17 protein-coding genes are annotated in these 20707 nt (G+C 70.9%); 1 reads left to right on the forward strand and 16 read right to left on the reverse strand.

The genetic code is table 11. The annotated features are described in order from the left end of the window. Positions 1-315: 315 nt before the first annotated feature. From pheT to AC0T5L_RS18090, 16 genes are all read right to left on the reverse strand, one after another. A complete protein-coding gene (gene pheT / locus AC0T5L_RS18015; protein ID WP_476166665.1) occupies positions 316-2802 on the reverse strand; it encodes a phenylalanine--tRNA ligase subunit beta in 2487 nt (828 codons plus the stop codon). Next, a complete protein-coding gene (gene pheS / locus AC0T5L_RS18020) occupies positions 2802-3920 on the reverse strand; it encodes a phenylalanine--tRNA ligase subunit alpha (RefSeq protein WP_476166666.1) in 1119 nt (372 codons plus the stop codon). The genes pheT and pheS overlap by 1 nt, the downstream gene beginning before the upstream one ends. A gap of 191 nt (positions 3921-4111) precedes the next feature. Next, positions 4112-5344, reverse strand: a complete 1233-nt coding sequence (locus AC0T5L_RS18025; RefSeq protein ID WP_476166667.1) for a sensor histidine kinase — start codon at positions 5342-5344, stop codon at positions 4112-4114. Positions 5345-5871: 527 nt separating this feature from the next. Then, complete coding sequence (locus AC0T5L_RS18030) at positions 5872-6714, reverse strand: TrmH family RNA methyltransferase (RefSeq protein ID WP_476166668.1); 843 nt, start codon at positions 6712-6714, stop codon at positions 5872-5874. Positions 6715-6739: 25 nt separating this feature from the next. Continuing rightward, positions 6740-7111: a 50S ribosomal protein L20 gene (gene rplT, locus AC0T5L_RS18035; protein ID WP_476166669.1), complete on the reverse strand. Its 372-nt coding sequence runs from the start codon at positions 7109-7111 to the stop codon at positions 6740-6742. A 156-nt stretch (positions 7112-7267) separates the two neighbouring features. After that, entirely contained in the window at positions 7268-7462 is a 195-nt protein-coding gene (rpmI, locus tag AC0T5L_RS18040; RefSeq protein WP_476166670.1) for a 50S ribosomal protein L35, read from the reverse strand. Positions 7463-7637: 175 nt separating this feature from the next. Beyond that, positions 7638-8258: a translation initiation factor IF-3 gene (gene infC / locus AC0T5L_RS18045; RefSeq protein ID WP_083609110.1), complete on the reverse strand. Its 621-nt coding sequence runs from the start codon at positions 8256-8258 to the stop codon at positions 7638-7640. A gap of 379 nt (positions 8259-8637) precedes the next feature. Beyond that, a complete protein-coding gene (locus tag AC0T5L_RS18050; RefSeq protein ID WP_476166671.1) occupies positions 8638-9498 on the reverse strand; it encodes a shikimate dehydrogenase in 861 nt (286 codons plus the stop codon). Beyond that, positions 9498-11981, reverse strand: coding sequence for an endolytic transglycosylase MltG (gene mltG / locus AC0T5L_RS18055; RefSeq protein WP_476166672.1), 2484 nt, complete (start codon positions 11979-11981; stop codon positions 9498-9500). Before mltG ends, AC0T5L_RS18050 begins: the two co-directional genes overlap by 1 nt. Then, positions 11978-12466 (reverse strand): Holliday junction resolvase RuvX, encoded by a 489-nt coding sequence (gene ruvX / locus AC0T5L_RS18060; protein WP_476166673.1) that lies wholly within the window; start codon positions 12464-12466, stop codon positions 11978-11980. The genes mltG and ruvX overlap by 4 nt, the downstream gene beginning before the upstream one ends. 584 nt (positions 12467-13050) lie before the next feature. Continuing rightward, positions 13051-15717 carry an alanine--tRNA ligase gene (alaS, locus tag AC0T5L_RS18065; protein WP_476166674.1) on the reverse strand — a complete coding sequence of 889 codons (2667 nt, stop codon included), beginning with the start codon at positions 15715-15717 and terminating at the stop codon, positions 13051-13053. A 224-nt stretch (positions 15718-15941) separates the two neighbouring features. Further along, the gene (locus AC0T5L_RS18070; protein ID WP_476166675.1) at positions 15942-16466 is read right to left on the reverse strand and encodes a hypothetical protein; all 525 of its coding nucleotides are present in this window, start codon (positions 16464-16466) and stop codon (positions 15942-15944) included. A 41-nt stretch (positions 16467-16507) separates the two neighbouring features. Beyond that, the gene (locus AC0T5L_RS18075) at positions 16508-16984 is read right to left on the reverse strand and encodes a hypothetical protein (RefSeq protein WP_476166676.1); all 477 of its coding nucleotides are present in this window, start codon (positions 16982-16984) and stop codon (positions 16508-16510) included. A gap of 345 nt (positions 16985-17329) precedes the next feature. Then, on the reverse strand, positions 17330-17977 hold the full coding sequence (locus AC0T5L_RS18080) for a hypothetical protein (RefSeq protein ID WP_476166677.1): 648 nt from the start codon (positions 17975-17977) through the stop codon (positions 17330-17332). A gap of 118 nt (positions 17978-18095) precedes the next feature. Then, complete coding sequence (locus AC0T5L_RS18085; RefSeq protein WP_476166678.1) at positions 18096-18368, reverse strand: hypothetical protein; 273 nt, start codon at positions 18366-18368, stop codon at positions 18096-18098. After that, a complete protein-coding gene (locus AC0T5L_RS18090; protein ID WP_476166679.1) occupies positions 18365-18757 on the reverse strand; it encodes a DUF948 domain-containing protein in 393 nt (130 codons plus the stop codon). The genes AC0T5L_RS18085 and AC0T5L_RS18090 overlap by 4 nt, the downstream gene beginning before the upstream one ends. A 337-nt stretch (positions 18758-19094) precedes the next feature. Between AC0T5L_RS18090 and AC0T5L_RS18095 the strand changes: the two genes are divergently transcribed. Then, the gene (locus AC0T5L_RS18095) at positions 19095-20687 is read left to right on the forward strand and encodes a serine/threonine protein kinase (RefSeq protein WP_476166680.1); all 1593 of its coding nucleotides are present in this window, start codon (positions 19095-19097) and stop codon (positions 20685-20687) included. Positions 20688-20707: the final 20 nt, after the last annotated feature.

A 20707-nucleotide genomic window follows, 5' to 3' on the forward strand; every position in this document is an offset into this window, starting at 1 on the left:
CGGACGCCCGATAGTGGCAGGTGCTTGCAGGCTAAGCGGGCGACCCACCTCACAGCAAGAGACAAAACGACGATTCATGCCCCGAAACTTAAACTTCATGCCAGCTACCCTCCGGAATCAGCACCAAAACCCTTGCTGGCCTGGAAAAACAGGCTGAAAAAATTCTGGAATCCGGGGGTTCTCATCAGAGCTTTCGGCAGCACGCGGGCAGCATCGTGACTCTGCGCACCCTCCCCTTCACGCGAAAAGGGCCGGTCACCCCGTCTTGGAGGTGACCGGCCCCGCCGGACCCGGGCACGGGCCCGTACATGCGCCTCAGCCGCGCAGGACGGCCCCCGTGCGCTCCGCGGCGGCGGCGACGGCCGCGTCTCGCGCGGCGCTGGCCTCCTCCGCGGTCAGCGTCCGGTCCTTGGCCCGGAAGCGCAGGGCGAAGGCCACCGACTTACGGCCCTCACCGACCTGCTCGCCGGTGTAGACGTCGAACAGTCGCACATTCTCCAACAGCTCACCCGCGCCCTCGGCCAGGGCCTCGCTGATCCGCCCCACCGGCACCGCGGAGTCCACGACCAGGGCCACGTCCTGAGCGGCCACCGGGTAGGTGGACACCTCCGGGGCGGTGACCGGGATACGGGCCCTCTCGATCCGGTCGAGTTCGACCTCCACAGCCGCCGTGCGCTCGGGCAACCCGAATGCCTTGACGGCACGCGGGTGCAGTTCACCGGCGTGCCCCACGAGCAGACGCTCACCGCCCGCGCGCACGTACAGCGCGGCACAGCGGCCCGGGTGCCACGGGGCGTGCTGGTCGGCCTCGACCTCCAGCTCCGCTCCGGCGACGCGTGCGATGTCACGTGCGGCCTGGACGGCGTCGGCCCATGTGGCCTCTCGGCCCGTGCCCCACCATCCGGCCCGCTCGGCGAGCCCGGAGACCACCGCGCCCACCCGGCGCGGCTGCTCTGGCAGGGCGGCGTCGATCCGGGCCAGCTCCTCGGCGCTGGGGCCGCGGTCCACCGGAAGCATCGGAGCGCGGGCGGCCTCGTGCCTGGGCTGGTAGACCAGTCCCATCTCGTACAGGGCCACATCAGTGAAGCCGCGCCCCGCGTTGCGGGCCAGGGCCTTCAACAGACCGGGCAGCAGCGAGGTGCGCAGCAGCGGTTCGCCCTCGTTGAGCGGGTTGGCCAGGCGCAGCGCCCTCCTGCGATCGTCGTCGGCCTCCAGCTGGAGCCCGTCGAGGTCGCGCTCGCCGACGAACGGGTAGTTCAGCACCTCGTGGAAGCCGGTGTCGGCCAGGGTACGGCCGACCGCCCGGCGCAGGCGCTGGCTCGCGGTCAGTCCCCGGCCCGAGGCGAGCGGGCGGACCGAGGGGATGTTCTCATAGCCCTCGAACCGGATGACCTCCTCAGCGAGGTCGTTGGGGTCGGTGATGTCGGGCCGCCAGGTGGGCGGGGTGACCCTCAGCATGTCCCCGTCGGCCTCCACGGTGCAGCCGATGACGCGCAGCCACTTCTCCGTGGTGCCCTCGGGGTAGTCCACACCGGCGACGGAGCCCGCGTGTGAGGCCCTTACCGTGATCGGCTCACGGGGCGGGGTCCGGTCCAGGTGGGTGTAGGCGGTCTCGACGGTGGCACCTCCCAGCTCCGCGATCAGCTCGACCGCGCGGGTGGCTGCGGCCAGCTGCACGGCGGAGTCCACACCGCGCTCGAACCGGCGGGAGGACTCCGAGGACAGCTGGTGGCGGCGCGAGGCGCGGGCGATGTGCATGGCGTCGAAGTGCGCAGCCTCTACCAGCACCTCGGTGCTGGTCAGGGAGATCTCCGTACTGAGGCCGCCCATGACGCCCGCGATGTTGACCGGGCCGCTGTCGTCGGCGATGACGATGTCGTCGGTGTCCAGGGAGCGCTGGACGCGGTCCAGGGTCTCCAGCTTCTCCCCCGCCTCGGCGGCGCGCACACGCAGGCCTCCCCTGAGCTGGGCGCGGTCCCAGGCGTGCAGCGGCTGGCCGAGTTCGAGCATCACGTAGTTGGTGACGTCCACGGCCAGGGAGAGCGGGCGCACGCCGCTCTGGTGCAGGCGGCGCTTCATCCACAGCGGGCTGGGCACGTCAGGGTCGAATCCGGTGGCGCCGCGCAGGACGTAGCGGTCGCACAGCGCCGGGTCGGCCTCGGCGGGCCAGCCGTCGCCGGCGGGCTCGGACACCGCGCGGTCGGCCGGATCGCGGAAGCCGACCCCGTACAGCGCGGCCGCGTCGCGGGCCACGCCGCGCAGGGACAGCGCGTAGCCGCGGTCGGGGGTGACGGCGATGTCGAGGACGTCCTCGCGCAGGCCGAGGGGGCCGATGGCGTCCTCGCCCACCTCACCGAAGCCCTCGGGCAGAACGATGATGCCGGTGTGGTCCTCCCACAGGCCCAGCTCGGTGGCCGAGCAGATCATGCCCGCCGACATCCTGCCGTAGGTCTTGCGGGCCCCGATCCGAAAGCCCCCGGAGAGTTCGGCGCCGGGCAGGCAGACCACGACCAGATCGTCCTCGGAGAAGTTGCGGGCGCCGCAGACGATCTCCTGCGGCTCACCGCTGCCGTTGGCCTCTCCCACGTCCACACGGCAGTAGCGGATGGGCTTCTTGAACCCGGTGAGCTCCTCGATGGAGAGCACGCGACCGTAGACGATGGGGCCGCTGATGTCGGAGCCGAGCTCGTCGACGGTCTCGACCTCCAGACCTGCCAGGGTGAGGCGACTGGCGAGGTCGCGGGCGGTGACGTCGGCCGGCAGGTCGACGTACTCCCGCAGCCAGGTAAGGGGGACGCGCATCAGTTCTCACTCCCGAACGCCGAGGTGAAGCGAATGTCGCCCTCGACCATGTCGTGCATGTCGCGCACACCGTGCGCGAACATCAGTGTCCGTTCGATTCCCAGTCCGAAGGCCCAACCGGTGTGGACCTCGGGGTCCACGCCCGCAGCGGTGAGTACGCGCGGGTTGACCACACCGCAGCCGCCGATCTCGATCCAGCCCTCGCTGGAGCAGGTGCGGCAGGCCGCGTCGGGGTTGCCCACGGAGGCGCCCCGGCACACGAAGCACTCCATGTCCACCTCGGCGGACGGCTCGGTGAACGGGAAGTAGGAGGCGCGGAACCGGGTCCGCAGCCCTTCGCCGAACACACCCTCCACATAGGCGTCAATGGCACCACGCAGGTGGGCCAGGGTGACGCCCTTGTCCACGACCAGGCCCTCCAACTGGTGGAAGACGGGGCTGTGGGTGGCGTCGAGCTCGTCGGTGCGGAAGGTCTTGCCGGGCGCGACCACGTACACCGGCAGCTCGCGGGAGAGCAGCGCGCGCACCTGCACCGGCGAGGTGTGGGTGCGCATGACCAGGCCGGACTCACCACCGTCGGGGCCCTCCACGAAGAAGGTGTCCTGCATCGTGCGGGCCGGGTGGTCGGGCTGGAAGTTGAGGGCGTCGAAGTTGAACCACTCGGCCTCCACCTCGGGGCCCTCGGCGACCTCGAAGCCCATGCCGACGAAGATGTCGGCCACGCGCTCGGCGACGGTGGTCAGCGGGTGACGGGCGCCGCGCGGGGCCCGGTCCCAGGGCAGGGTGACGTCGACCCGCTCCTCGATGAGGACCCGCTCGTCCCGCTCGGCCTCCAGGACGGCCTGGCGGGCCTTGAGGGCCTGGCCGACATCGCGCCGGGCGCCGCCCACACGCTTGCCCGCGTCGGCCTTGGCGGCCGGGGGCAGGGCGCCGATCTCCCGGTTCGCCAGGGCCAGCGGGGAACGGTCCGAGGCGTGTGCGAGCCGGACCTCCTTGAGTTCGGCGAGGTCGGCGGCCGCCTCGATGGCGGCCAGGGCCTCCTCGCGCATGCGGGCGACCTCGTCGGGGTGCAGGGGGGTCACCTCGACCGGATCGAAGGAATTGTTCGGTGCAGACATGGTTGGTTGCCTCGCCGCCGAAGTCCCCGACCAGGATGAGGGGGGACGGGCGGCAGTCACGGTCCGCGACGGGGCGGACGAAGCCGACAGGGAAAGCAGACGGATTGCGGGCATGCCCGGAAAAGAGTCCGTTGCGGGGCCGGGAGCACGCCGTGGCGCCCACCGGGGAGGCTGGAGGGTCCGAAGGGTATTCAGACGAACTCAGGCGTCCCGGCGGGCATGGTAAATCGGAACTCGGCACCGCCGCTGGGGGCGCGTCCGACGGTGATCGTGCCGCCGTGGGCCTCGACGAGGCCCTTGACGATGAACAGTCCGAGGCCGGTCCCGCTCCGGCGCTTGCTGCGCCAGAACTGGCGGAAGACGCGCGGAATGGTCTCGGGCGCTATGCCCTGGCCTTCGTCGCGCACCGACACCGCTGTTCCTCCTTCACACGGCTCGATCACAACACTGACAGTACCAGCGCCGTGCCGCACGCCGTTTTCCACCAGGTTCAACAGGATCTGCTCGATCTTGTCGGCGTCCAGCCACATACGCGGCAGCTCGCCCCGGGTCTCGACGCGAAAGCGCTCCTCGGGTTCGCCGGAGGCCACGCGCCCGGCCACGACCCGGCGCACGGCCTCGGGCAGGTCGACGATCTGGCGGCGCACCTCCAGGCGGCCGGACTCGATACGCGAGACGTCGAGCAGATCGTGGATGAGTCGGGTGACGCGGTCGGCGTCAGCGTTGACCGTCTCCAGCATGAACAGCTTCTGCTTGTCGGTGAGGCGCTCCCACTTGGTGAGCAGGGTGGAGGTGAATCCCTTGACACTGGTCAGAGGGGAGCGGAGCTCGTGGGCCACCTGGGAGACCAGGTCGGCACGGGAGCGCTCGGCACGCACGGAGGCGCCCCGCAGGGTGACGACCAGACGGACGAGCTCGCCGCCGGGTCGGGCGCGCACGTAGCGCACGGCGACGAGGATCTCGCGGTCGTCGGGCAACAGGAGGGCGCGCTCGGGCTGGCGGACGCGGTCACGTGCGCCGCCGTAGGGGTTGCTGGCCTCCCACCAGTCGTTGCCGTCGATGCCCAGCAGCGGCAGGACAGCGCGGTAGTCGCGGCCCAGGGCCGCCTCGACGGGGATACCGATGAGCTGGGCGGCCTGGACGTTGAACAGCACGACCCGGCCGCGCGCGTCGGCCACGACCACACCGTCGGGCAGGTCGTCGGGGTGCAGTGGGCCGGTTCCGGCGGAGGCGCCGCCGACCTCTTGCAGGGCGGCTGTGGTCTGCGCGCCGAAGGGGTCGCGGATACCGGGTTCGCGGTCGTCCTCAGCCTCTGGAGAGGCCTCGGTGGCTGGGTCGGCCCCTTGTCCGGGGCCGCCCGGGGAGTGCGCGGTTCCGTCGCCCGAGTCCTCCGCCGGGTGATCCGCCTGCCGGCCGCTGCCCACGCCTCTCCCCGCTCCCCTTGAAGGTCCACGACCGCAGGCTCCTGGGCCGAGGACCGCTGACCGGTGGTCAACCCCGTGGGCACCACCGCAGGTTGTCTACCCTGCACTTCCACCTGGTACGCCTCGCGGCCCGGGATCGGGCGCCTGGCGGGAGAAGAGCGTACAAGCCCTCTCCGGTCGGCCCGCCACCCGGGAACAGGGATCGCCGATCCGAGTACGCCCCGCGTGTTCACGCGGTGTCGTCAAGCCTGCCGGGTGAGGCCGGGACGTCACAGCGTCCACCCCTAACACGGGTGAGCACGCTGGATCCTACGCGCAACGCGCATGGACCCTCCGCGATCCCTCTCCTGGCGACCCTATCGGCACCCAGGCCCCGTGCACGTGCATTTCAAGCAGATGAACGCACGGACTGAGCGCGTGCGTCCGGGTAACACCCCGCGACAGGGGCGGGTCAGGCGCCACCAGGAGATCACCCAAAGTGACCGGCCAGGCCCTGACCTGGCACGATCCAAGTCCGTCCGGATCGGTCAGGAGCGCCGCTGCTGCCGTGCGGTGGTGTACAGGCACACAGCTGCGGCAGTGGCCAGATTCAGGCTTTCGGCCCCGCCGTAGATCGGAACGCTGACCGCGCCGTCGGTCAGGGAGACGACGTCCCCGGGCAGGCCCCAGGCCTCGTTGCCGAACACCCAGCCGACCCGGCCGTCCAGGCCGCCGCCGTCGGCGACGGTGTGCAGGTCGCGGGTGCCGCTGCCGTCGGCGGCCCATACCCGCGCCCCGGCTCCGCGTAGGAAGTCGACCGCGCGTGACACCGGAACGCCCACGACCACGGGCAGGTGGAACAGGCTTCCCGCCGAGGCTCGGACACACTTGCCGTTGTAGGGGTCGACGGAGGCGTCGGTGAAGACCACCGCGTCGGCACCGGCGGCATCGGCGGTGCGCAGGACCGTGCCCGCGTTGCCCGGGTCGCGGACGTGGGAGAGTACGACCACCAGGCGAACGTCGCCGATACCGTCCAAGGGGACGTCGACGAACTCGCAGACGGCGATGACGCCCTGCGGTGTGACGGTCTGGGCCAGCTCCGACATCACGTCCAGACTGACCCTGTGAATGGGTACGCCCGCCGCGCGGGCGGCGTCCAACAGGTCGATGTGGCGCTGCATGGCCTCCGCCGTGGCGTAGACCTCGACAACGCCCGGGGCGGCCCCGTGGGGCCGCCCGTCACCGCCGCCCGCGGCGGACAGGGCTTCCCGCACCGCCTGCGGCCCCTCCGCGAGGAAGCGCCGCTCACGCTGGCGGAACGTGCGCTTGGCGAGCCGCCGAACCCCCTTGATCCTGGGTGAGCGGATACTCGTGAACTCGTGGCTCGCCATCGCTATTCGCCGATCACCTTCGACCCTAGGCCGCGGCCTCGGCGGGGAGGGCCTTCTTGGCCGTCTCCACCAGGCTCGCGAAGGCGGCCTCGTCGTTGACAGCCAGCTCGGCGAGCATACGGCGGTCAACCTCGATGCCGGCCAGCTTCAGGCCCTGCATGAAGCGGTTGTAGGTCAGGCCGTGAACCCGGGCCGCGGCGTTGATGCGCTGGATCCACAGGCGACGGAACTGCCCCTTGCGGTCCTTGCGGTCCCGGTAGGAGTAGGTCATCGAGTGGAGCATCTGCTCCTTGGCCTTGCGGTACAGGCGCGAACGCTGACCGCGGTAACCGCTCGCCCGGTCGAGAACGACCTTGCGCTTCTTCTTGGCGTTGAGAGCCCGCTTCACGCGTGCCACTGGAACTCCCTCGTTGTCTCGTCCGGCGCGCGCGGCGCGCCGACCGGCCCGGCTTCAACGAACCCGGCGGCCGTGTTGCTTCGTGTGGTTCCCTTCCTGGGGCCGTCACCGTGCTGACTGCCCGGCACGTGGGCGCTCCTGGGAAGAGTCTCGGGGCTACTTGCCGAGCAGCTTGCGCATGCTCTTGGTGTCCGCGGGAGAGAGCACGGACTCGTTGCTCAGCTTGCGCTTGCGCTTGGAGGTCTTGTGCTCAAGGATGTGGTTCTTGTTGGCACGGCGGCGCATGATCTTGCCGGAGCCGGTGAGCTTGAAGCGGTCCTTGGCCCCACTGTGGGTCTTGTTCTTCGGCATGTCGCCGCGTCTCCTACTCCGTCGGCGTGCCACCCGCCTGGGACGGCTGGCACGGTTCTTCCGCTGCTCTGGCGGGGCCCCTGCGCGCTGATGCGATGCATCCGGGCTGTGCTGGCACAGCCCACCCCACCACCCGGTGCCTCCCCGGCGACCGGGCGGTGGGGACTTCCCGTCGCTAGGCGCCCGAACGCTGCTCGCGGCGTGACTTGTCCTCCGCCGCCGCGCGGGCCTCGGCCTTGTGGTCGGACCGCCGCTTGTGCGGGCCGATCACCATGACCATGTTGCGGCCGTCCTGCTTGGGCTGCGACTCCACGGTGCCAAGATCCTGGACGTCCTCGGCCAGCCGCGCCAGCAGTCGGCGACCCAGTTCGGGCCGGGACTGCTCACGGCCGCGGAACATGATCGTCACCTTGACCTTGTCCCCGCTCTTGAGGAACCGCACCACGTGACCCTTCTTGGTCTCGTAGTCGTGCGGATCGATCTTCGGGCGGAGCTTGATCTCCTTGATGATCGTGTTCGACTGGTTCTTGCGCGACTCACGGGCCTTGACCGCGGACTCGTACTTGAACTTGCCGTAGTCCATCAGCTTGGCGACCGGCGGGCGCGCGGTCGGAGCGACCTCGACGAGGTCGAGGTCGGACTCCTGCGCCAGACGCAGTGCGTCCTGCACGGAGACGATTCCGACCTGCTCACCGTTGGGTCCGACGAGACGGACCTCGGGCACCCGGATGCGGTCATTGATGCGGGGCTCGGCGCTGATGGGACCCCTCCCTAGCTTTCTCGGATTACCTGGAATCGGCCGTCCGCCAGACGGTGGGCGGCCCTGCGGGCCGGGCCACCCTCGTCCGTCGGGCGCTCGGCCTCGTCGGGGTCCACATACAGCGAAACCCCGCCAGCGTTTGCAAGCGGGGCGATCCAATCGGTTATTCCCGGCGAGGAGCGGGCACGCACACCAGGCACCCCGGACACGGGCACCCGGCCAACAGAGCTTGGCGCGCTCGATCGCCGGACCGGACCTACACGAGCTGTGCCCGGCAGGTGGGAGGATCACCTCCACTTGCGGCTCCGGTGTGAAACACACCGGAACAAGTCGATACCTCATCATACCAGGGGTCGGCCCATGCTCGGCCCACCGCTTCGGCGGAAGCAGGGCGGACCCCGTCCGGCCGCGCTGGTCAGCCACCAGGCGCGCCGGGGGGCCGGCCCGCCCCGACGGACACGGAACGGCGGTCCAGCTCCGCGCTGCCCGCCTCGCGCATGGCCTCCACCGGAACGTCCTCGACCCCCGTCATCAGTCGGACCTGCCCGACGGCCTGGTGGAGCAGCATCGGAAAACCGCCGACCACACGGCCGCCCCCCGCGGCGACGGCCATGGCGGCGCGGGTCGGCCAGGGCGAGTAGACGACGTCGAACAGGTCGGCGCCCGAGGCGGCGAGCTGGTCGGCGTGGTGGTCGGCCGCGCCCGAGGGCAGGGAGGAGACCACCAGGTCCACGTCCAGGTACTCGTCCAGCTCCGAGAGCGGTGCGATCCTGATCGGGTGGCCGAGCCGCCGGGCGGCGGCGGTCACCTCCCCTGTGCGGTTGGTGTCACGGGCCAGCACGGTGACCGGCGAGGTCAGGCCGAGCTGGCGCAGCGCGGCGAGGGCGGAGGCCGCGGTGGCCCCGGCGCCCAGAACGACCGCGTCGCGCGGAGTGGTCACCCCGGCCTCCGCCAAGGCAGCGGCGATCCCCGGGACGTCGGTGTTGGCGGCCTCCCACGCTCCGTTGCGCCGGAAGAAGGTGTTGGCGCCGCCCACCTGCCGGGCCAGATCGGTAACCGTGTCGGCCAGTTCCAGGGCACGGCGTTTGAGCGGCATGGTCAGGGAGAACCCGGCCCACTCGCCACCGAGCCCGGCGAGGAAGGACGCGAGGTCCTCCTCACCGCACTCGTACTTGCCGTACGACCAGTCCGTCAGCCCCATCGCCGTGTAGGCGGCGGTGTGCAGAACCGGTGAGAGCGAGTGGGCCACGGGAGAGCCCAGCACTGCGGTGCGCACTAATCCCCCAACCAGTTTTCCTCGAACTCCTCCTTGAGCCGCTTGAACTCCTCGTGGTCCCCGGTGAACTCGGTGACACCGTTCTCCGGGTCGGTGGCGACGAAGTACAGCCAGTCGCCCTCGGCCGGGTCCAGGGCCGCCTCCATGGCCTCCTGCCCGGGTGCGACGAAGGGGCCTGGGATGAGCCCGGGCTTGTGGTAGGTGTCGAACCCGCTGGTGTCCTGGTTGCACCTCTCGCGCTGATCGTCGTTGAGCGCGATGCCGTACTCGCCGATGGCGTAGAAGCAGGTGCTGTCCATCTGCAGGGCCATGTCGATGTCCATGCGGTTGTGGATCACCCGGGAGACCTTCGGCATGTCCTCGGGCTTACCGCTCTCGGCTTGGATGATGGAGGCGATCGCCATGATCTCGTTGGCGTCGTAGCCGAGATCGGCGGCCCGGTCCTCCAGGCTGATCTCATCGGCGACCTGCTGGTGCTTGGTCACCATGGTCTTGAGGACCGACAGTGCCTCGGTACCCGGATCGAACCGGTAGGTGGCCGGGAACAGGTAGCCCGCGGGACCCTCGGTGGCGTAACCGGGCAGGCCGAGCTCGTCGGTCCGGGCGTAGGCCTCGTCCAGCTCCTCCACCGTCAGGTCGGTGGATTCGGCGATCTCTTCGAGGACCTCCTCCGAGCGCAGCCCCTCACGGATGCGGACCTGCCCGCCGAGCCGGTTGTCGGCGTCGAGCAGCGCGGCCACGGCGGCCTCGCCGCTCATCTCCTGTGCCAGGGAGTAGGTGCCGGGGACGAGCCCGTCACCGCGCTCCTCCTCCGGGACGGCGTCCAGGGCGTTGGTGAACGCGCGCACGCTGGCCACGACCCCTTCGTCGGCGAGGTTGTCGGCGATGGCGGTGCCGCTCTGGCCCTCCTCGATGACGAAGACGACCTCACCACTGCCCTGGCCCTCGAAGTCGGCCGGGAAGACGTAGGTGCGCATGACGCCGTAGCCGCCGCCCGCGATCACGAGGACGAGGACCAGGGCCAGCAGGATCATCATGCCCTTGCTCTTGCGGCGGCGCTTCCTGCCGCCCCTGCCCGCGTTGGCGCGTGCCCGCCGCTTGAGCTCCTTGGCCTTCCTACGGCTGCTGCGTCCGCCGCCGTAGGCCTCGGCGATATCGGCGAGTCCGGGTTCCTCGTACTCGTACTCGTCCTCCTCCGGCTCCTCCTCCGGTTTCGGCTCCTCCTCCGGCTCTTCCCGCCGCCCTCGCCTGCGGCGGCTGCCGCGGCGGCTCCGGGGCTCGTCCTCGGCCGCGGCCGCACGCCTGCGGCGGGCACGGCGACCACGCGGCTCAGGCGCCTCCTCAGGAACGTCCCCAGCGAACGCACCCGTGTCAGGGTCGCCACCGGTGTCGGCGGAGACCTCGTCGGCACGGTCTCCGCTGTCGGCGCGCTTACGACGGGAGCGGCGACCCGGGGGCTCGCTGACCGCGGCGAACGCACCGGTGTCGGCGGAGCTGCTCACACCGGGAAAGCTCCCCGAGTCGAAGAACCCGCTGTCCTCCGGGGCATCGTCCAGGAAACCGCCGAAGGACTCCTCCGCGCGCCTGCCGCGCTTGCGGCGGCCACGACGGCCCTCGGGCTGCTCGTCCGGGGGCGGGGGCGGGGCCGCGCCCCCGGCTGGCACGTCGTCCACCGGGATGCCGCGTCTACGACGACCGCCGCGACGGCTCCGGGGCTCCTCCTCACGGAAGGCTCCCGTGTCCGCGGGGGCGCCGGCGCCGAAGGCGCCGTCCTCCTCGGGGACGTCGTCCAGGAAGCCTCCGGCAGGCTCCTCCGCGCGCCTGCCGCGCTTGCGGCGGCCACGACGGCCCGTGGGAACGTCCTCGTCCCCGCCGGCCCCGCGACGGGGCCCGGGCTCGGGTTCGGAGCGGGTGCGGCGGCTGCGCCGGGGCGGCTCCTCGGCTCCGGGGGGCGGCTGCGGAGCGCTCTCGACTGGCTGGGACGGTGCGGCGCTCTCACCCAGGTTGGCCAGGGCGGCAAGGGCGTCCTGGGTCGGGTCGCCGGCGGTGCGCCGGGGCGGCGCGGGATCGTGCGGCCGGGGTTCTTCCGTGCCCTGGGGGTGGGAAGTCCCGGAGCGGGCGGCACGGCTTCCACGCAGGGCGTCGGCGGCCCCGACGCGCCGAGGCGGGACGCCGGGGCCCTCCACGGGCGGCTCCGGGCGGCGTCGGCGCCCGGGCGGCTGGGCATCTGGGCCCAGCGGGTCGTACTCTCCCCCTCCGCTGGCGTACCGGGGCGTGCGGCCCCCTCCGGTGTCCGGGCCGCTGCTTTGGAACTCACCCGCTCCGGGGGTGTCGTTCCAGGCTGCGGACTCGGGACGCGCCCTGCGGCCACGTGGGGGCGGCTGCGCGGGCATGGGGTCGCTGAGCGGGTCGTAGTCGTAACCGCGCTCGCGGTCGGGGTGCCCACGATAGGGATTGTCGGGGTAATCATCCCTGTCGTTCATTCTTCTCCCTGGCTGGAGCGGACGATCTCGCCCGGGGGATGGCCTGTTGACCGTTCCTGGTCCAAGGCACTCTGGAGGAGCACGGTGGCGGCGGCCTGGTCGATGACCGACCTGCGGGCCCGCCCGCCCTTGGCGCCCTTCTTGGCGAAGGAAGCCCCGGAGAGCAGTTGGCCCTGGGCGGTCACCGTGGTGAGGCGTTCGTCGACCAGTCGGACGGGAACGGGGTGCAGGAGCGCGGCGAGCGCGTTCGCGAACTCCCTGGCGGACCGGGCCGCCGGGCCCTCCTTGCCTGACAGTGAGGCAGGGTAGCCCACAACGATCTCCCGCGCCTCCCGTTCCAGGACCAGCAGGGCGATTCGCTGCATGTCGCCCTTGCCGCGCGGAACGGTCTCGACCGGGCTGGCGAGCATGCCGCTGGGGTCGCTGGCAGCGACCCCGATACGGGCGTTGCCAGGGTCCACAGCCAGGCGCACACCGTTCCTCAAGAGGACCTCTCCCCGGCCCCGGGGATGGTGTGCGGGCGGGCCGTACCGTTGTCGGCACAGCACCGCGGCTGGAAAATCCTCAACACGGTGGTCCTGTTCGTCAGCTGGATCGCGGGAGAGTCCGCACAGACAGCCGTGTGATCGGCTGTGACGCGCCACAGTATGCCCGATTCGATGACGGTGCGCAGCCTCGACGCCGACGGTCGCGGTACTGGTCCGCGGTCCGCGTCGGTCTCCTCGTACGGGGCCGCACCGGCGGGGTCCGGATCGAACGCGTTCCGTTTGAGTGTAAGTCACTCCGGCGCCGCTCCGGCGCCGCTCCGGCGCGGACGGGTGCACGTGCGGCCATGGCGTACCGGACTCCCGGGGGCGCCACCCCCTGCGGCGGTGGGCTCCGGCCCTGCTGAAACGGCGGTGCCCGAGCGTGTCGGAATTCTCCACATCGTCACAGACCGCGACACTACAGATTCGCCGTACGCCCGTGCGTCGATTCAGCGCCGTGCTGGCTACGACGGGGGCGACGCACGTCGGGCGTGTGCGAAACCGCTGTAGGCGGTCTCCGCACACGCCCGTAGACACACTCCCTAGTCCCTGGCCACACGCTCCTCGACGGCACGCAGTGCCTCGTCGACCTTTCCAGCGTCGCTGCCACCGCCCTGGGCGATGTCGGGCTTGCCGCCGCCACCGCCGCCGAGCGCACGGGCCGCGATACCCACCAGCTCGCCCGCCTTGATCCCGGCCTTCTGCGCGGCCTTGTTCGCCGCGATCACCACGACCGGGCGGTCCTTGGGCACGGCGGTCATCGCCACGACCACGGGCTCGTTCTCGCCGAGACGGCCGCGCACGTCCAGCACCAGCTTGCGCAGGTCGTCGCCGCTGGCGCCCTCCGGCGCCGGGGTGGCCACGACCAGCGCGGAACCGTGGCGGCGAGCCCCCTCGGCGATCGAGCCGGCCGCCTGGAGCACCTGCGCGGCGCGCAGCTTCTCGATCTCCTTCTCCGCGGTGCGCAGCCGGGAGACCATGGTGTCGATCCGCTCGGGCAACTCCTCGCGCGGGGTCTTGAGCTGCTCGGAGAGCTGACCGACCAGCGCGGACTCCTTGGACAGGCGCCTGAACGCGTCCACGCCCACGGCCGCTTCCACACGGCGCACGCCCGAGCCGATGGAGGACTCGCCCAGGAGCTTGACGATGCCCAGCCTGGCGGTGGAGGGCACGTGGGTGCCGCCGCACAGCTCGACGGAGTAGTCGCTCATCTCCACGACGCGCACGCGGTCACCGTACTTCTCACCGAACATGGCCAGGGCGCCCATGCTGAGCGCCTCGTCCAGGTTCTTCTCCTCGGTCTGGACCGGGATGTCACCAGCCAGGACGGTGTTGACCTCCTCCTCTACCTCGGCCAGGCGCGCGCCGCCCAACGCGTTGTCCGCGGTGAAGTCGAACCGCAGCTGGCCGGGGCGGTTCTCCGAACCAGCCTGGCCCGCCGACGGGCCCAGGGAGTTGCGCAGCGCCGAGTGGATGAGGTGGGTGGCGGAGTGCGAGCGCTCGATGGCGTGACGGCGGCCGGTGTCGATGGTGGCGTGCACGGTGTCGTCCAGGACCACCTCGCCCGAGCGGACGGCGCCCCGGTGCACGAACAGGCCGGGCAGCGGCTTCTGTACGTCCTCCACGTCCACGACGCCGCGGCCGTCCACGGTCAGCGTGCCTGTGTCGGCGAGCTGGCCACCGCTCTCGGCGTAGAACGGGGTACGGTCCAGGATGATCTCGACCCTCTCCCCCGCGCGGGCCACGGGCGAGGAGGCGCCGTCGACGACGATGCCCTTGACGTGCGACTCGCTCTCGGCATCGGTGTAGCCGAGGAAGTCGGTCGACCCGGCGCCCTCCAGCAGCTGCGAGTACAGGGAGATGTCGGCGTTGCCGAGCTTCTTGGCCTTGGCGTCGGCCTTGGCGGTGTCCTTCTGGCGCTGCATGAGCTCGCGGAAGGCGCCCTCGTCCACGGACAGACCCTGTTCGGACGCCATCTCCAGGGTCAGGTCGATGGGGAAGCCGTAGGTGTCGTGCAGCTGGAAGGCGTCCGAACCGGAGAAGACGGTGCCGCCCGCGGCACGGGTGCGTTCGGCCGCGCGGCCGAACAGCGCGGTGCCCGCGCGCAGGGTGTCGGCGAAGTTCTTCTCCTCGGTGTCGATCACACCGTGGATGACGTCGGCCTTGTCCAGCAGGTCGGGGTAGATGTCCTTCATGGCGTCGATGCTGACCTCGGTCAGCTCGTGCAGGAAGGCGGTGTCGGTGCCCGACAGCAGGCGCAGGTTGCGGATGGAGCGGCGCAGGATGCGGCGCAGGACGTACCCGGCCTTCTCGTTTCCGGGCTTGACGCCGTCACCGACGAGCATGACGGCACTGCGCACGTGGTCGGCGACCACGCGGAGCATGACGTCCTGCTCCGCGCTGTCGCCGTAACGGGTACCGGCCAACTCGGCGGCACGGTGCAGGACGCGGCCGATGATGTCGGTTTCGTAGATGTTGTCGACGCCCTGTAGGACCGCCGCGAGGCGCTCGAGGCCCAGTCCGGTATCGATGTTCTTCTTGGGCAGGTCGCCGAGGATCGGGTAGTCCTTGCCGCTGCCCTCACCCCGCTCGTACTGCATGAAGACGAGGTTCCAGATCTCGATGTAGCGGTTCTCGTCCGCCTCGGGCCCGCCCTCGACCCCGTACTCGGGGCCGCGGTCGTAGAAGATCTCCGAGCAGGGACCGCAGGGGCCGGGCACGCCCATGTCCCAGTAGTTCTCCTCCATGCCCATGCGCTGAATGCGCTCGGGCCGGACCCCGACCTTGTCACGCCAGATCGTCTCGGCTTCCTCGTCGTCGAGGTAGACGGTCACCCACAGCTTGTCGGGGTCGATGCCGAAACCGCCCTCGCCTACAGGGGTGGTGACCAGTTCCCACGCCAGCGGGATCGCCTGCTCCTTGAAGTAGGCGCCGAAGGAGAAGTTGCCGAGCATCTGGAAGAACGTCGCGTGCCGGGAGGTCTTGCCGACCTCCTCGATGTCCTTGGTGCGGATGCACTTCTGGACGCTGGTCGCGGTGTCGTAGGAAGGCGTGCGCTGGCCCAGGAAGTAGGGCTTGAACGGAACCATGCCCGCGGGCACCAGCAGCAGCGTGGGGTCCTCGGCGATGAGGCTTGCCGAGGGCACCACGGTGTGTCCGTTCTTCTCGAAGAAACTGAGGAAGCGGCGCGCGATTTCTGCCGTCTCCATTGATGCCCTCCTGTGCTTGCTCCGCCGCCCGGGGCGACGTGTCTGTCCCAGCGTGGGACCGTTGTCACGCGTGGTCGGTAGGGGCCCATCGTAGAGGGGGCCGCCGCGCCAGCGCGCGTGGTTTACGGGTGGCCGCCGGGGCCCCGTCCCTTGGACAGCGTCGGCGGCCTGGTTTGTTCCAAGGCTATCGCCGCTGACCACTGGCGGGCCCCGGGAGGACGTGGCTACGCCAGGTAGAACTCGCGGACCCTGGGCGTGAACATCAGGCCGATCATCAGCGCGGCGAAAGCCAGCGGGATCAGGGAGAGGTAGTCGCCGAGGACGACCATGAGGAGCAGGATCAGGGACGCGACGCCGTGGAAGGCGACGACGCCCCAGAACAGGCCCTGCTTACGGCGGCCCATGAGGGCGGCCAGGGTCGTGGAGGCGACACCGTAGACCAGGGGGATCAGGGCGATGGCTCCCGTGAAGGCCGCCAGGAAGCCGAAGGACCCTTCAGGGTCCTCGTCTCCGAGCATCTCTCCGACGCCGAAGCCCAGCAGGGCGATGGCACCGATGAGGACGCCCAGGAGGATGCCGAGGGGGCCACCGATGAACATGAGCACCCGGACGGTGACGGCCTGGCCCGGCATGGCGACCGGTACGGGTGGGGCCATGGGAGGCGGAGGCATCTGCCCGGGGAAGCCGTAACCGGCCGGGGCCTGGCCTGGGAAGGGCTGGTGGGGGCCGGGCTGCGGTGAGGGGTGCACCGGGATCCTTTCGGGGTCGTGTTGGGGATGACGCCAGGACTCTACTGAGAATCGTGGAGGGGTGTGGACGGGCGGTCTCGGGGCCGGTAGTAGGCGCGGGCCGGGCCCGTCATGGCGAGCAGGCAGACCACCGCGCCGTACAGGCCCGTGACGCCCGTGAGGACCACGGTGGAGACGTCGCCGGTGAAGGAGGTCCATCCGCTCAGCGGCAGGCTGAGGGAGGCCAGGAGGTGCAGGGCCGCGATCGCCCGGGGCGTGGCCGGTGTGCGCCGTCCCGCACGGATGGCCATGGTGATCGAGGCGACGGTGTAGGTCAGTCCCATGAGGGCGAAGAGGGTCGTGTGCACGACCATCGCCCCGGGGGTCGCGGCGCCGGCGACGTCGTTGAAGAAATCCTGCCTGGCCTCGTCGTTGAGCGCGGCGATGAGGGCCACGGCCCCGTACAACAGGGTGAAGCCGAATCCGAGGAGGGCACCGAGGCCCATCATGACGACCGCCACGATCACCTGGCCGGGCATCGGCGGGCGCGGCGCGTACGGATACCGGGGGTGCTGGTGTGGGGCGGCCGGATATCCGGGGAGGGCATGTCCCGGCGGGTGGCCGTGTGCTTGTGGCGGCGACTGGCCGCCGTACCCGTACGGCGCTCCCCGCGGCTGCTCCGGAGAACCGGAGAACTGTTGGGGACGGGGGGCTGGGTTCACTTTTCGGCCTTTCCGTAACCCATCGTGTCAGCGCCACGACCCTACAGAGGGGTTCCGAAAGAACACGAAACGGGCAGGTGGGGCAAAGTCACGGACACGGAGAGGGGGCCGGTCAGTGTGCGACCCGGCCCCCTCTCGCTGCCACAACGGGCCCAGGAGATATCAGTAGCCGTAGGCGTCCGTTGAGGGGCGTGTGTAGTAGGCACGCGTGCCCTCCAGAAGCATGAGCACGATCATGGCCACCGTGAAGGCCAGCGGGATCACCGCGGCGAGGCCGCCGGTGAACAGGTTGATCACCAGGATCAGCGCCGCCAGGCCCTGGAAGGCCACGACCGCCCACAGGATGGCGGGGCTGCGGCGGCCCATGAGCGAGGCCAGCACGATGGACACGACCCCGTAGACGAACGGGATCGCGCCCATGACACCGAAGAACACCCCGGCCTCGGCACCGGACAGCGGTAGGCCCGCCTCCTGCATCGCGCGCCGCATCTCCTCACCGACCTGGCCGCCGCTGGCGGCCATCGCGGCGGCGATCCACATCAGCCCGCCGAACAGCAGGCCGCAGGCGCCGCCGATGAACATCAGCACCCGCACGGCGATGGCCGCGCCGGGCATCTTGGCCGGACCCGCGCCCGGTGCCCCCGGGGCGGGTGGCGGGTAGCCGCCGTACTGCGCCGGGTCCTGTGGGGACTGGCCTTCTGGGTACTGACCCCCGGCGTAGGGGTCACCGGCGTGCGGGGCACCGGGGTACTGACCCCCGGAGCGCTGTCCGCCCTTGTTCGGATCCTCCGAAGGCTGTTGCGGATACACGGGGCGACCTCCATTAGTTGGGGAACGGTCCTATGTCGGTTCTACGGGCGCCCCTACCCAGCTGCCGCGAAAAGCACCATGACGCCGCAGCCCCGTACGGCAGCGGCCTCCGGAGCCCTCAGGACAGCTCCGGAGGCCGCCCGTCGCCCTCGGGGAGGGACCGTCGGCCCTTCGGGGCGTACTGGCGCAGGAGTTCCTCCTCCTGCTCGTACACCGCCCGGGACAGGTCCTCGTTGAGTTCGCGCAGGGCACCCCGGTACTCGCTGACCTGGCCCTCCACGCGGTCGGCGATACCCCCGGGTGTCAGTGCACGCCTGGCCCGGTTCACCCGGTGGACCGCGTAACCGCCGATGGCGGCCCCCGCCGCGAGATAGAACAGCCTGCCGATCACCGGTTCGCCCTCCGTTTGCGGCTCCGCACCACCGCCAGGGCCTTGCGCTGGCCGAGCACGCGGCGCACACCGTAGGACAGCGACGCCACCTTCACCAGCGGACCGGTGAGGACCGACCGGGTCAGCGCGGTCACCGTGGAGACGTCCTCAGAGCTGGCCTGGACGTTGGCGGTGATCTCCTCGACGCGTTCGAGCGAGGTGTTGGTGCGTTCCACCGTGGACGCGACGTCGTCCATGAGCGGCGGGGTGCGGTCCCCCAGTTCCGAAACGACCTTGGTCGTCTCGTTGATGAGCTTGATCAGTTTGACGAGCGCCACGCACATGAACGTGGCCAGCACCGCCCAGACCACCGCGGCGACGAGCGCGGCGACCTCTCCTCCGGTCAGCATGCGGGCTCCGTGGGCAGATAGAGGGTTACTTAGAGGGTGCGGACGACCTCGCGCACGCGCCGGGCCTGAGGGACGACCGGGCTCCCCGTGGTACGCGGGTCGAGCCGATTTCGGCTGACCCTATCGTGTCCTGCCGCCGGTCGTGCGGACACGCCACGGCGGAGCCGAAAGTGTCACGGGTCACGCACCAGTCGACTGTTCGCACTGTGCGGTCGGTGGAGGACTCGGGATCGACGAACGGCCTGCTCTGAAGGAGAATCACTACGAAGCGGGATCTTCACTACGATGTCCGGACACTCAGCCGCCCACCGGCCCCTGAAGCACCGACAGGACACCCATGAGCCCTCGTTCTCCCCGAGAGATCTCCGTACTGGTACCGCCGGACCTGGCACCCCTCTATCCGGACGACCCCTCGCGGATCGGCCCCTACCTCGTCCTCGGACGTCTGGGCCAGGGAGCCACCGGCACCGTCTACGCCGCCGTGGACACCGCGCCCGCCAGCGCGGGCGACCGCCTGGTCGCCGTGAAGGTACTCACCTCCCCCGAACTGGATTCCCCCGACGTCTATCCCGCCCTGGAACAGCGCCTGCGCGCCCTGTCCAACGTCGACCCCCGACGCGTGGTCGTCCCCCTGGCCTTCGACAGCGACGCCAACCCGCCCTGGTTGTCCATGCCCTACCTGGCGGGCGAGCGCCTGTCGCACTACGTCACCAAGCGCGGCGGGCTGGGCACCGGGAAACTCATCGCCCTGGCCACCGGCCTGGCCGAAGGCCTGTCCGCGCTGCACACACGCGGGGTGGCACACGGCTCTCTGCGTCCCGGCGATGTCCTGCTGGAGTCGCACGGGCCGCACATCATGGAGTGCGCGGTCGCAGCCTCCGCGGAGCGGTTGCGCGGATCGGGCGCCACCTGGCTGAGCCCCGAACGGTTCGGGGGCGGGGCGGCCACACCCGCCGCCGACGTGTTCGCCTGGGGCGCCGTCGTCGCCTTCGCCGGAACGGGACGCCTGCCCTTCGGCCCCGGCGACCCCGAGGAGATCGCCGAGCGCGCCGCGCGGGGTTCCTTCGACCTGGACTCGCTGGCCAAGGGGCTGAGGCACGTGGTCGGGCGCGCCCTGGACCCCGACCCCGACCGCCGCCCCAGCCTGCGCGAGGTGATCGGCGCGGTCATCGCGATGTGGCAGGCGGAGAACGCCGGGAGCGCCCAGGACCGCGCGGTGTCCCCGGCCGGGGACACCACCGGGGCCGGTTCCCCCGACCGTGGCGAACTGTCGCTCATCCTGGAGCGCGAGTGGCACGCCGTGGAACCACCCGCGCGCGTGCCCCAGGTCATCCGCCTGGAGGGGCGCATGTCCAACCGTCGCCCCACCCGTGCGCTGTTCCTGGCGGGGAGCGTGGCGCTCGCCCTCGGGCTCATCGGCGCCGGAGTCTGGGGGCTCTCCCAGCTGTTCGGGCCCGACGATGACGAGGCCCTGGCCTCCGACGCCGCCGAGGAGGAGGTCGCCGAGGAAAGCCCCTCCGCCGAGGAGGATCCGCTGACACTGGTGGTGCGGTTCGACCCCGCCGACCAGGAGTCCCCCGAGTCGGGGCCGTGGGTGTACACCCCCGTCGACCGCGACGACGAGCCGATCCGCGGACGGGGGGTGCCCAGCCACACCGCTTGGGCCGAACAGTGGGACGAGGCCGGTGAGCCAGCCGAGGCGGTCATAGCCCCCGACGCCGAGGTGCTCTGCGCGAAGTTCTGCGCCGCGCCCGACCACGTGTTCCTCGACGCGGAGGGTCGCGGCACCTGGGAGCTGACCGGAAGCGACTTCGTCGACTACCTGTCGTGGGGGCCGGTGGTGATCGTGGAGGTGACCTTCTCCGAGGACTCCGGAGAGGACGGGGACCCCCGCGAGGTCGTGCAGGTCACCGAGCTGTTCACCGACTAGGGGGCTCCTCCTGGGTGCTT

It is taken from the genome of Nocardiopsis sp. TRM 82005 (assembly GCF_056312425.1).